Source organism: Micromonospora sp. NBC_01655 (genome assembly GCF_026339755.1).
In the GTDB taxonomy this organism is placed as follows: Bacteria; Actinomycetota; Actinomycetes; order Mycobacteriales; family Micromonosporaceae; genus Micromonospora.
In genome coordinates, this window is sequence record NZ_JAPEQF010000001.1 from 6,044,863 (window position 1) to 6,057,528 (window position 12,666).

The 12,666-nt window shown below is 73.2% G+C and carries 10 protein-coding genes; 1 reads left to right on the plus strand and 9 read right to left on the minus strand.

What is annotated here, in order from left to right; genetic code table 11:
• Window positions 1–37: 37 nt before the first annotated feature.
• From OOK41_RS26580 to OOK41_RS26595, 4 genes are read right to left on the minus strand one after another with little or no spacing between them, the layout of a single operon-like run.
• The gene (locus tag OOK41_RS26580; protein WP_266267110.1) at window positions 38–934 is read right to left on the minus strand and encodes a carbohydrate ABC transporter permease; all 897 of its coding nucleotides are present in this window, start codon (window positions 932–934) and stop codon (window positions 38–40) included.
• 1 nt (window position 935) lies between these two features.
• Window positions 936–2,024 carry a carbohydrate ABC transporter permease gene (locus OOK41_RS26585; RefSeq protein WP_266267111.1) on the minus strand — a complete coding sequence of 363 codons (1,089 nt, stop codon included), beginning with the start codon at window positions 2,022–2,024 and terminating at the stop codon, window positions 936–938.
• 30 nt (window positions 2,025–2,054) lie between these two features.
• Window positions 2,055–3,302, minus strand: coding sequence for an extracellular solute-binding protein (locus tag OOK41_RS26590; RefSeq protein WP_117666480.1), 1,248 nt, complete (start codon window positions 3,300–3,302; stop codon window positions 2,055–2,057).
• Window positions 3,303–3,347: 45 nt separating this feature from the next.
• Window positions 3,348–4,361, minus strand: coding sequence for a LacI family DNA-binding transcriptional regulator (locus OOK41_RS26595; RefSeq protein ID WP_266267112.1), 1,014 nt, complete (start codon window positions 4,359–4,361; stop codon window positions 3,348–3,350).
• Between the two features lie 222 nt (window positions 4,362–4,583).
• On the opposite strand from OOK41_RS26595, the gene OOK41_RS26600 reads away from it, so the two are divergent.
• Window positions 4,584–6,704 (plus strand): glycogen debranching N-terminal domain-containing protein, encoded by a 2,121-nt coding sequence (locus OOK41_RS26600; protein WP_266267113.1) that lies wholly within the window; start codon window positions 4,584–4,586, stop codon window positions 6,702–6,704.
• A 45-nt stretch (window positions 6,705–6,749) separates the two neighbouring features.
• On the opposite strand, the gene OOK41_RS26605 is transcribed toward OOK41_RS26600, so the two are convergent.
• The 5 genes from OOK41_RS26605 to rpsO all read right to left on the minus strand — a co-directional run bounded on the left by OOK41_RS26605 (window position 6,750) and on the right by rpsO (window position 12,569).
• Entirely contained in the window at window positions 6,750–7,226 is a 477-nt protein-coding gene (locus OOK41_RS26605) for a GNAT family N-acetyltransferase (protein WP_266267114.1), read from the minus strand.
• Between the two features lie 44 nt (window positions 7,227–7,270).
• Entirely contained in the window at window positions 7,271–8,044 is a 774-nt protein-coding gene (gene dapB, locus OOK41_RS26610; RefSeq protein WP_117666473.1) for a 4-hydroxy-tetrahydrodipicolinate reductase, read from the minus strand.
• Between the two features lie 172 nt (window positions 8,045–8,216).
• Window positions 8,217–9,587 carry a pitrilysin family protein gene (locus tag OOK41_RS26615; RefSeq protein ID WP_266267115.1) on the minus strand — a complete coding sequence of 457 codons (1,371 nt, stop codon included), beginning with the start codon at window positions 9,585–9,587 and terminating at the stop codon, window positions 8,217–8,219.
• A gap of 96 nt (window positions 9,588–9,683) precedes the next feature.
• Window positions 9,684–12,068, minus strand: coding sequence for a polyribonucleotide nucleotidyltransferase (locus OOK41_RS26620; RefSeq protein WP_117666469.1), 2,385 nt, complete (start codon window positions 12,066–12,068; stop codon window positions 9,684–9,686).
• Between the two features lie 231 nt (window positions 12,069–12,299).
• Complete coding sequence (rpsO, locus tag OOK41_RS26625; protein ID WP_043962418.1) at window positions 12,300–12,569, minus strand: 30S ribosomal protein S15; 270 nt, start codon at window positions 12,567–12,569, stop codon at window positions 12,300–12,302.
• Window positions 12,570–12,666 lie beyond the last annotated feature (97 nt).

A 12,666-nucleotide genomic window follows, 5' to 3' on the forward strand; every position in this document is an offset into this window, starting at 1 on the left:
GGCCCGCCGGACGAGCCGGAGGAGCCGGGCGGACGGGTCAGCCCTTGTCCGCGCCGTCGTTGGCGTCCCGGACGAAGTACCGCTGGAAGATTACGAAGAGCACCGCCACCGGGATGGTGGCCAGCAGCGCCGCGCCGAGCTTCAGCGGGTACTGGGTGCCCTTGCCCAGCGAGCCGCTGACCAGGTCGGCCAGCCCGCGTGGCAGAGTGAAAAGGCCCGGGTCCTGCACAGAGACCAGGCTGTGCGGGAACTCGTTCCAGGAGCCCTGGAACGACAGGATGGTCAGCGTGATCAGCGCCGGCTTCGCCATCGGCAGCACCACCGACCAGAAGGTCCGGAAGACGCCGGCCCCGTCGATCCGGGCCGCCTCCTCCACGCTCACCGGGATCGACTCGAAGAACTGCTTCATGATGAACACGCCGGCCGCGTCGGCGAGCAGGGGCACCACCAGCCCGGCGTAGCTGTCGTACATGCCGAGCTGGTTGAGCACCAGGAACTTCGGGATCAGCAGCACCACGCCGGGCACCGCCAGCACCGCGATGATCGCGGCGAACAGCCCGGACCGGCCCCGGAAGCGCAGCCGGGCCAGCGCGTACCCGGCGAGCGAGTCGAAGAACACCCGGCCGAGGGTGACCAGCACGGTGACCAGCAGCGAGTTGCCGAGCCAGAGCGGGAAGCTGGTGCCGGCGAAGATCCGCTCGAAGCCGGCCAGGGTGAGCGGGTCGGGGACCGGCGACAGCGGGTTCGCCGCCGCGTCCGGCTCGGTCTTGAGCGAGTTGCCGATCTGGATGACGAACGGGTAGAGGAACACCAGCGCGAAGAAGACCAGGACCGCGTACCCGGCGAGGCGGCTGGCCAGGGCGCGGGGCGCACGGTCGCGGCGCGGCCGGGCGGGCGCGGCGGCCGGCGCCGGCCGGTCGGTCAGCACGGCCATCTCAACCCCCTTCCGGTACGCGCCGACGCCACCACCGGCCGCGCCGGGGCGCGTCCGGCTCCCGGTCGGCCATCAGCCGGCGCTGGAGCAGGGTCAGCCCGATGATGATCAGGAACAGCACGAACGAGATCGCCGCGCCGGAGCCGTAGTCGAAGTCCCGGAACGCGGTCCGGTACGACAGGTACGCCGGGGTGAGCGTGGTCTTGGCCGGCTCGCCCTGGCTCATCACGTACACCTGGTCGAAGACCTGCCAGGAACCGATCAGGCCGAGGGTGAGCACGAGGAACATGGTCGGCTTGATCATCGGCAGGGTGACGTGCCGCAGGCGCTGCCACCGGCTCGCCCCGTCGAGGGTGCTGGCCTCGTCGAGGGCCGACGGGACGTTCTGGAGCGCGGCGAGGAACATCAGCATGAACGTGCCCGAGGTGGTCCACACGACAAGCGAGATGATCGAGATCATCGCGACGCTCGGCCCCGACAGCCACTCCCACCAGCTCAGCCCCAACGGGCCGCCGGCGGCGAGCGCGGCGGGCGGCGAGTCCACCCCGACCGCGCCGAGCAGCAGGTGCAGCACGCCCCGGGAGTCGGCGAACCACTGGGGCCCCTCGACGCCGACCATGCCGAGCAGGGCGTTGACCGCGCCGGAGTTGGCGAACAGGAACAGGAACACCACGCTGATCGCCACGGAGCTGGTCACCGAGGGGAAGTAGAACGCGGTCCGGAAGAACCCCCTGCCGCGCAGCATCCGGTTGTTGACGACCAGGGCGAGCCCGAGGGCGAGCACCGTCTGGGTCGGCACCACGATCGCCACGTAGTAGGCGTTGTTGCGGATGCTGGTCATGAAGTCCCGGCGGGCCAGCCCCTCCTCGGTGAACAGCCTGGTGTAGTTGTCGGCGCCGACGAACGGCACCTTCGCGGTGAACGGGCTGCCCTGGCCGTTCCAGTCGGTGAGGCTCACCCAGAGCGCCATCAGGATCGGCAGCAGCAGGAACAGCCCGAGGATCACGATCACCGGGGCGACGAAGAGCCACCCGGCGACTTTCTCGTTGCCCCGGACGCCTCGCCCCCGGCGGGCCACGTGGATCGCCATCTCCCCTCCTCCCTGGCCCCTCCTTCCACCTCAGCCGCCGAGCGCCGCCTTGGCGTTGGCGTCAAAGCGGGCGAGGACGGCCTTCGGGTCGCCGTTGGTCAGCCCCTGCAGGCCGGTGTCCAGGTCGCCGAGGACGCTGTCCATCTTCGGGGCGTTCACCGGACCCTGGGCGTACTCGGCGCCGTCGATGAACGGCTTGTCGGCCGGGAAGGCGCTCGTGTACTGGTCGCGGACGGACTGCCGGGACGGCATGACACCGAACGCCTTGGCGAAGGCCATCTGCTGGTCGCCGGCGGTCATCGCCTCGACGAACTTGATCGCCTGCTCCTTGTACCTGCTCTTGGCCGCGACGCCCCAGCACTGGGTGAAGGAGAGCGTCCCCTTGCCCTTCGGCCCGGCGGGCAGTTCGACGACCTTGTACTTGACGTTGGGGAAGTCGTTCTGCAGGGCGCCCTTGATCCAGTTGCCCTCGATGGTCAGCACCGCCTTGCCCTTGCCGAACGCCTCGCCGGACCAGCCGGCGTCGAGCTGCTTCGGGTACCGGGCGAGGCCGTCGTCGAGCATCGTCCGGACGTACTGGAGGGCGGCCAGGTTCTGCGGGGTGTCGGCCGTGGCCTGCTTGCCGTCGGGGCTCACCAGCCAGCCGCCGTTCTGCACCAGGAACGCGCCGATCCGGTCCCGGGTGTCGCCGAGGGCGAGCGGGACGAGGCCCTTGGCCTTGATCTTCCGCGCCGTGGCGGTGAGCTGTTCCCAGGTGGTCGGCACGTCGGCGTCGGTCAGTCCGGCCTTCGTCCACAGCTCGGTGTTGATCTGGAGGGCGAGGGTGGAGAAGTCCTTCGGCGCGCAGTACAGCTTGCCGTCGTACGTGAAGGTGGTGCGCAGGCTCCCGTAGAAGTCGTCCGGGTTGCTGATCTTGTCGCCGTACGGCTCCAGCGCGCCGACGCTGGCGTAGTCGGCGAACCGGGCGGCGTCGACGTAGAACACGTCCGGCGGGGTTCCGCCGGCCAGCGACTGCCCGAGCTGCTGGGTGAGGTCCTGGGCCGGGGTGACCGTGGCGCTGTTGCCGGAGGCGGCGGCCCATTTCGCCGCCGCGTCCTGCACCGCCCTGGTCTCGGCGTCGCCGGAGGAGCCGATCAGGATTTGCAGGCTGGCCGGCCCGCCGGACTGGGCGGAATCGCCGGAGTCGTCGTCGAAGCCGCTGCCGCAGGCGGCGGAGCCGAACAGCGCCACGGCGGCGACGCCGGCCACCGCCGCGCGGCGCAGGGATCGAGGTGCCATCTCATTCTCCTGGTGGGGATGGTGGTGAGTGGGGGAAAGGGGGTGTCACGCGGTCCGGCGGAGCACCAGCGACGGCTGGAGCAGCACCGGTGAATCGGTGGGGTGGTCGTCGAGCACGCCGGTGAGCAGATCGACGCAGCGGGCGGCGGCCGTGCCGAGGGGCTGGCTGACGCTGGTCAGCCCGAGCGCGGCGGCGACGGGGGTGTCGTCGAAGCCGACGACGGCGACGGGGGCCGCCGGCCAGCCCGGCCCGCCGGGGGCGGCCCCGACGGCCTGGAGGGCGCCGAGGGCGAGCGAGTCGCTGGCGCAGACGACGGCGGTCGGCGGCGTCGGCTCGGCGAGCAGCTCGCGCATCATCCACTCACCCTCGGCGATGCCGTCGACGGTCTCCCGGTGCAGCCCGCCGGGGTCGATGCCGGCCGCCCGCAGCGTGTCGTACCAGCCGGAGCGGCGTTCCCCGCCGACCGCCGAGCTGGGCAGCGGCCAGCCGATGTAGCCGATCCGCCGGTGGCCGGTGGCCAGCAGGTGCCGGGTGGCCTGGGCGGTGCCGTCGGCGTTGTCGACGTCGACCCAGGGGTGGGGATCGGGGACGCCCCACGGCCGGCCGAACGTCACGAATGGCACGCCCCGCCCCGCCAGCCAGGCGGTACGCGGGTCGCCGTGCTCGGTGCCGGTGAGCACGAACGCGTCGAGGTCGTACGCGCCGAGCAGGTCGTCGAACACGTCGATCTCCTGGTGGGCGTCCGTGGCGGTGTAGAGCATGACCCGGTAGCCGGCGCTCTCGGCGGTCTCGGTGAGCCCGTGCAGGAACCGGTCGAGCACCGAGCCGTTGATGCCGTCCCGGGTCGGCTCGATGCGTACCGCGATGAGCCGGGACCGGCCGGTGCGCATCTGCCGGGCGGCCTGGTTGGCCCGGTAGCCGAGCGCGTCGATCGCCTCCTGCACCCGGCGCCGGGTCTCCTCGCGGACGATGTGCGGGGCGTTGAGCACGTTGGACACGGTCTGCCGGCTCACCTGGGCGCGCCGGGCCACCGTCGCGATGGTCACCTTCTGTGCCACAAAATCCCCCTTGCCTTCTTGAACGATCAAATGCCGATGCGGCAGGATTAGAACGTTCAAGTTGCCGGAATGTTTCGCACTTTGCACCGCCCCGGACGATCTGTCAAGACACCGCCGACCCGCGCGGGCGGCCCGCCGTCACCACGCCGGGCGCCGGTCGCCCCGACCGGCCGCCGCCACCGTCGAGGCAGGACGTCCCCCCGAGAAGCACCTGGAGCCGCCGTGACCGAACGCCGCCTGCAACCCCTGCTGCACGATCTCGTCGGGGTGGTCCGCGCCCCGACCAGCGCGCTGGGCGACGCGGCCGGGCAGATCCGCCCGGCCGGCGTGCAGGGCGTCTTCCACGCCGACGCCCGGGTGCTGTCCCGGGCCGAGCTGCGCGTCGACGACCGCGAGCCCGAGGCGCTGACCCAGGGGCCGGTCGGCCCGCACGCCGCCCGCTTCGTCGGCCTGGCCCGCTGGCTCGGCGACCCCGGCCCCGACCCGACCGTCCGGGTCGACCGGATCCGCCGGCTCGACCCGGCCGGGCTCACCGAGGAGTTGCACGTCGTCTCCACCGCCGCCGACCCGGTACGCGCCACCGTCAGCGTCGACCTCGGCTGCGACCTGGCCCCGATCGAGGTGGTCAAGTCCGGCGGCACGGCCGAGCCCCTGGAGGCGAAGGCCGGCCGCCCCGGCCAGCTCGCCTGGGCCGCCGATGGCATCACCGTCACCGTCACCGCGGACGGCGCGACGGTCGACGCCGACGCCGACCGGTCCCGCTCGCCCCGGCTGAGCTGGCCGGTCGAGCTGCCGGCACGGGGCGCGGTCACCCTGTCCTGGCGGCTCGCCGTCGACGACCCGCGGGCCGTGGTGGTCGCCCCGCCCGCCGCGCGGACCTGGGCCCGGCCCGAGGTCACCGCCGACGACCGGCGGCTGGTCCGGTTCCTCGACCGCTCGCTGGACGACCTGCACGCGCTGCGCCTCGCCGAGCCCGCCCACCCCGGCGACGTCTTCCTCGGCGCCGGCGTGCCCTGGTTCCTCACCCTCTTCGGCCGGGACAGCCTCTGGGCCGCCCGGATGCTGTTGCCGCTGGGCACCGAACTGGCCGCCGGCACGCTGCGGGTGCTGGCCCGCCGGCAGGGCGCCCGGGTCGACCCGGCCACCGGCGAGGCCCCCGGCAAGATCCTGCACGAGCTGCGCCGGCACGAGTTCGCGGCCGGCGAGGGGCTGCGGCTGCCCCCGGCGTACTACGGCACGGTCGACGCGACCATGCTCTGGGTGTCCCTGCTGCACGACGCCTGGCGCTGGGGACTGCCGGCCGACCAGGTGGAGCCGCTGCTGCCACACCTCCAGGCCGCGCTCGCCTGGCTCGGCGAGCACGCCGACGCCGACGGCGACGGCCTGGTCGAGTACGTCGACACCACCGGGCACGGCCTGTCGAACCAGGGCTGGAAGGACTCCGGCGACGCCGTCCGGTTCCGCGACGGCCGCCAGGCCCGGGCGCCCATCGTGCTGGCCGAGGTCCAGGGGTACGCGTACGAGGCGGCGATCGGCGGGGCGGCGCTGCTCGACGCGTTCGACCGCCCTGGCGGCGACCGCTGGCGGGAGCACGCGGCCCGGCTGGCCGAGCGGTTCCGGGCCGCCTTCTGGGTCGACGGCCCGCACGGCCCGCAGCCGGCGCTGGCCCTGGACCGGGACAAGCGCCCCGTCGACTCGCTGACCAGCAACATCGGCCACCTGCTCGGCACCGGCCTGCTCGACGACGACGAGTCGGCGCAGGTCGCCCGCCTGCTCACCACCGACGCGCTGGCCGGCGGGTTCGGGCTGCGCACCATGTCCACCGACGACGCCGGGTTCAGCCCGCTGTCGTACCACTGCGGGTCGATCTGGACGCACGACACCGCGATCGTGCTCGCCGGGCTGGCCCGGGGCGGCTTCCGCGCGGCGGCCCTCGGCCTGGCCGAGGGGCTGCTCGCCGCCGCCGAGGCGTTCGACCACCGGCTGCCGGAGCTGTACGGCGGCGACGACCGGGCACTGGCCGGCCGGCCGGTGCCCTACCCGGCCGCGTGCCGGCCGCAGGCGTGGTCGGCGGCGTCGGCGGTGCTGCTGCTCCAGGCGGGGGTCGGGCTCTACCCGGACGTGCCGGCCGGCCGGGTCCTCCTCGCCCCCCTCGCCGGCCCGGAACTGGGCACCCTCGCGGCGCGCAACCTGCGGGTCGCGGACGCTTCGGTCGACGTCACGGTGACCGCCACCGGCGCCGCCCGCATCGACCACCTCCCGCCGACCCTGGCCCTGGCCCGCCCCGTCCCGGTCCCGTCCCCCCGCCGCTCCCCCGACCCCGACCACTCACGTCGGTCATGAGGTTGCCGCTGGGCCATGGCTCGGATCACCTGGTGAGCGCAGTCGTCAGGGGGTGCGGGTGAGTTCGGCGACCAGTTCGCCGTCCTCCACCAGGCCCGTGGGGGTGAACCCGAGGCGGGGGTAGAGGGCGGCGGCAACCGTGTTGTCCGGGTGGTACGAGAGGCGGACGGCGAGGCAGCCGGGCTGGGCGGCCAGCCAGGTGGCGAGGGTGGTGACCGTGGCCGCCCCCACGCCCCGGCCCTGCTCGGCGGCGTCGACGACCATGCCGCCGATCCACCGGGAACCGTCGTCGTCGACCCCCCACATGACGTGCCCGACGACGTTCTCGTCGGCGTACACCGCCAGGGAGGTCCACCCGCCGCCGCGCATGCTCAGCAGCAGGTAGCGGGCCGCCATCGGATACACCCAGGCCCGCTGGTCGTCGCGGGGCACCACGTCGGCGACGGCCCGCCAGTTGTCGTCGTCGACGGGCCGGAGGGTGAGGTGCCGGCCGGCCCGGTCGCGCAGGTTCGAGTCGATCATCCAGCAAGCCTAGGACCGCGCCAGCCGGTCGGCGCGGTCGGTGTTCAGTCGAGCAGCGGATCCAGGCCGACGGTGAGGCCGGGACGGTGGCGCACCGCGCGGACGGCCAGCAGCACGCCCGGCATGAACGACGCCCGGTCGTACGAGTCGTGCCGGATGGTCAGCGTCTCGCCCAGGGTGCCGAACAGCACCTCCTGGTGGGCGACCAGGCCGGTGGCGCGGACGGCGTGCACCCGCACCCCGTCGATGTCGGCGCCCCGCGCGCCCGGCACCTCGTCCTTCGTGGCGTCCGGAACCGGCCCGAGGCCGGCCTCGGCGCGGGCCCGCGCGATCTGCCGGGCGGTGTGGGTGGCGGTGCCGCTGGGGGCGTCCAGCTTGCGCGGGTGGTGCTGCTCGATGATCTCGACGGACTCGAAGTGCCGGGCCGCCCGGGCCGCGAACTGCATCATCAGCACCGCGCCGATGCCGAAGTTGGGGGCGATCACCACCCCGACCCCGGGCTTGCGGGCCAGCCAGCCGCGCACCCGGTCGAGCCGCTGCTCGGTGAAGCCGGTGGTGCCGACCACCGCGTTGATGCCCTGGTCGATGCACCAGTGCAGGTTGTCCATGACGACGTCGGGCGTGGTGAAGTCGACGACCACCTCGGCGCCGGCGTCGGACGCGGCGAACAGGCCGTCGCCCTGGTCGACCATCGCCACCAGCTCCAGGTCGGAGGCCGCGTCGACCGCCCCGCACACCTCGATGCCCATCCGGCCCCGGGCGCCCAGCACGCCGACCCGGACCAGTTCCTCGGGGCCCTTCTCCTGCTCGTCAGTCACGGGGCACAACCTATCCCAATCGGGACGCGGTCAGCGGACGGGACCGCCCGCCGTCCCAGGGGACGGCGGGTGATCGACTCCGGTTGCGGCAGGTCGCGGCTTCCACCACCACGCGGACCGCGAGATCCCGCACGTCCCGTCGGGCCCCGGCGGGACGGGGAGCTTCCGGCGGTCAGGCGGAGAAGTCACGCCCGTCGAACGGACCGACGACCGCGAGGGACATCGGCCGGGCCAGCAGCTCGGCGGCGAGGGTGTTCACGTCGTCCACGCTCACCGCGTCGACCCGGGCCAGCAGCTCGTCGACCGGCATCAGGTCGCCGTAGAGCAGCTCCCCCTTGGCCAGTCGGCTCATCCGGGAGCCGGTGTCCTCCAGGCCGAGCACGAACGAGCCCTTGCTCATCCCCTTGCCCCGGGCCACCTCGGCCCCGGTCAGCCCGTCGGCGGCCACCCGGGCCAGCTCGGCGCGGGTCAGCTCCAGCACCTCGTCCACCTTCCCCGGCGCGCAGCCGGCGTAGACGGCGAACAGGCCGCTGTCGGCGTACTGGCTGGCGTACGAGTAGACCGAGTAGGCCAGGCCGCGCCGCTCCCGGATCTCCTGGAACAGCCGGCTGGACATGCCGCCGCCGAGGACGTTGTTGAGCACCCCGAGGGCGAACCGCCGCTCGTCCAGGCGGTCGATGCCGGGGCAGCCGAGGATGACGTGCGCCTGCTCGGTCTCCTTCGGCTCGACCAGGGTGGTGGCCGGCTGCACGCGTACCGCCGGGGCGGCCGGGCGGTGCGGGGCCGGCACCGCCGGGTCGGTGTCCAGCGGGGTCCCGGCCAGGGCCTGGCGGACCAGCTTGACCACGGCGCCGTGGTCGAGGTTACCGGCGGCGGCGACGACGATCTGCGCCGGCGTGTAGTGGCGGCGGTAGAAGCCGTGGATCTGCCGCCGGGTCATCGGGGTGACCGTCTCCTCGGTGCCGGAGATCAGCCGGCCCAGCGGGTGGTCGCCGTAGACGGCGCGGGCGAACAGGTCGTGCACCTCGTCGCCGGGCTCGTCGTCGTGCATGGCGATCTCTTCGAGGATGACGCCGCGCTCGGTCTCCACGTCGGCCGGCTCCAGCAGCGAGTCGGCGACCGCGTCGCACATCACGTCGATGGCCAGCGGCAGGTCCTCGTCCAGCACGCGGGCGTAGTAGCAGGTGTATTCCTTCGTGGTGAAGGCGTTCGTCTCGCCGCCCACCGCCTCGATGTCGGCGGAGATGTCCAGCGCGGTGCGCTTGTGGGTGCCCTTGAACAGCAGGTGCTCCAGGAAGTGCGCGGCGCCGGCCTGCGGGCCGGTCTCGTCGCGGGAACCGACGGAGACCCAGATGCCGAACGAGACGCTGCGCATCGCCGGGATCGCCTCGGTGAGCACGCGAAGCCCGCTGGGCAGCACGGTACGGCGTACCGTGCCGCCCAGCGGGTCGTCACTCAGCGTGCGGGTGACCGCCCGGGTCGACCCGCCGGCCCGCCCGGGCTGTGCCCCGGTGGCGTGCCGGACGGCCCCGGACGGCGCCACCCCCCGTCGAACCGCAGGAAAAGACGCGCGCTGGGCCCGACTCACAGAAACCTGCTCTCAGTTCGACGAGGGGTGGGTGGTGCTGGGGTACGCGGGTCAGCTGTGCCGGGTCCGGCGGCGCGGACGCTCGCCGCCCTCGCCACCCTCGCCGCCGCCCGGGCCGCGCTCGCCGCCGCCCGGGCCACGACCGCCCCGGTCGCCGCCGCGCTCGCGGTCGCCCCGGTCGCGCGGGCCCCGGTCGCCGCCCCGGCCGGCCGGCCGCTCGTCGCCGGCGACCTCGCCGGTGGCGGCCGGCGCCTCGGCGCCCTCCGGGCGGACCTTGTCGAGGTAGATCTTGCCGCGGGCGTCGATGTCCGCGATCTCCACCTCGACCTTGTCGCCGACGTTGAGGAAGTCCTCGACCCGCTCGACCCGCTTGCCGTCGCCCACCTTGGAGATGTGCAGCAGGCCGTCGCGGCCCGGCAGCAGCGAGACGAACGCGCCGAACGCGGCGGTCTTGACCACCGTGCCGAGGAACTTGTCGCCCATCTTCGGCAGGGTCGGGTTGGCGATCGCGTTGATCCGCTCGACCGCGGCCTGGGCCGACGGGCCGTTGGTCGCGCCGACGTAGATGGTGCCGTCGTCCTCGATGGAGATCTCGGCGCCGGTCTCGTCCTGGATGGCGTTGATGGTCTGGCCCTTCGGGCCGATCACCATGCCGATCTTGTCGACCGGGATCTTCACGGTGGTGACCCGCGGCGCGTAGTCCGACATCTCGGCCGGGGCCTCGATGGCCCGCTGCATCACGTCGAGGATGGTCTGCCGGGCCTCGTACGCCTGCTGGAGCGCGGCGGCCAGCACGTCCGACGGGATGCCGTCGAGCTTGGTGTCGAGCTGGAGCGCGGTGACGAACTCCGGCGTACCGGCGACCTTGAAGTCCATGTCGCCGAACGCGTCCTCGGCGCCGAGGATGTCGGTCAGCGTCACGTAGTGGGTCTTGCCGTCCACCTCGTCCGAGATGAGGCCCATGGCGATGCCGGCGACCGGCGCCTTCAGCGGCACACCGGCCGACAGCAGGCCCAGCGTCGAGGCGCAGACCGAGCCCATCGAGGTGGAGCCGTTGGAGCCGAGCGCCTCGGAGACCTGCCGGATGGCGTAGGGGAACTCCTCGCGCGACGGCAGCACCGGGATCAGCGCCCGCTCGGCGAGCGCGCCGTGGCCGATCTCGCGCCGCTTCGGCGAGCCGACCCGGCCGGTCTCACCGGTCGAGTACGGCGGGAAGTTGTAGTTGTGCATGTAGCGCTTGCGGTTCTCCGGCGAGAGGGTGTCCACCATCTGCTCCATGCGCAGCATGTTCAGGGTGGTGACGCCCAGGATCTGGGTCTCGCCCCGCTCGAACAGCGCCGAGCCGTGCACCCGCGGCAGCACGCCGACCTCGGCGGTCAGCGGGCGGATGTCGCGCGGGCCGCGGCCGTCGATGCGGACCTGCTCGCGCAGCACCCGGTTGCGCACCTCGGACTTGGTCAGCGACCGGAAGGCGGCGGACAACTCCTTCTCCCGGCCCTCGAAGCGACCGCCCAGCTCCTCGGCGACCTTGGCCTTGACCCGGTCCAGGGCCTCCTCGCGGTCGGCCTTGCCGGCGATCTTCAGGGCCTCGGCGACCTCGGCGCGGGCCAGGTCGGCCACCGCGTCGTACGCGTCGGCCTGGTAGTCCAGGAAGACCGGGAACTCGGCGACCGGCTTGGCGGCCACCTCGGCCAGCTCGCTCTGCGCGCGGCACAGCTCGCGGATCGCCGGCTTGGCGGCCTCCAGGCCGCTGGCGACGATCTCCTCGGTCGGGGCGGTGGCGCCGCCCGCGATCAGGGTCACGGCGTTCGGCGTCGCCTCGGCCTCGACCATCATGATCGCCACGTCACCGTCGGCGAGGGTGCGGCCGGCCACGACCATGTCGAAGGTGGCCCGGGCCAGCTCCTCCAGGGTCGGGAAGGCGACCCACTGGCCGTCGATGTGCGCGACCCGGGTCGCCCCGATCGGGCCGGAGAACGGCAGGCCGGACAGCTTGGTCGACATCGACGCGGCGTTGATGGCCACCACGTCGTACGGGTGCTTCGGGTCAAGCGCGAGGATGGTCTCGACGACCTGGACCTCGTTGCGCAGGCCCTTGACGAACGACGGGCGCAGCGGCCGGTCGATCAGCCGGCAGGTGAGGATCGCGTCCTCGCTGGGGCGGCCCTCGCGGCGGAAGAACGAGCCGGGGATCCGGCCCGCGGCGTACATCCGCTCCTCGACGTCGACGGTCAGCGGGAAGAAGTCGAACTGCTCCTTCGGCTGCTTGCCGGCGGTGGTGGCGGACAGGACGACCGTCTCGCCGAGCTGGGCGACGACGGAGCCGGCGGCCTGGCGGGCCAGCCGGCCGGTGGAGAAGGTGATCTCCCGGGTGCCGAAGGACCCGTTGTCGATCACGGCGGTGCGGGACTCGGTGCCGAGGTTGTGCTCGGTCATGGTGCGGTGGTGCTCCTTCGCATCGGGGGGCCCACGACGCGGGGAGCTGCTCAGACGGCCGGTCTTCGATCGAAGCGCCCGGGGTGCCGGCGAGCTGCCAGGGTTCCCGGGGGCCACTACCGGAGACCGGTACGCTGACCGGCTCCCTGTCGGGTGGTCGCGCGGCCCCTGTTTCGTCAGGTGGTGGACTCCGATCGGGGGAGCGACCCGCTGGGTCGCTCCCCCGTCACGTCACCGGCGCAGGCCGAGCCGCTCGATGAGCGACCGGTAGCGGTTGATGTCCTTCTTCTGGACGTAGTTGAGCAGCCGACGGCGACGGCCGACCAGCAGCAGCAGCCCACGACGGCTGTGGTGGTCGTGCTTGTGCACCTTCAGGTGCTCGGTGAGCTCGGCGATCCGCTTGGTGAGGACCGCGACCTGCACCTCCGGCGAACCGGTGTCGCCCTCGGCGGTCGCGTACTCCGCGCGGATCTTGGCCTTGGCTTCCTGGTCGAGCGCCATGTTCTCCCTGTTTCGATGGGTTGGTCACTGCTGCCCGTCGTGTCGGTCGGTGGACCGGAGACGGACCGGCACCTCGCACCCGCGGCGTCGTGCAGGC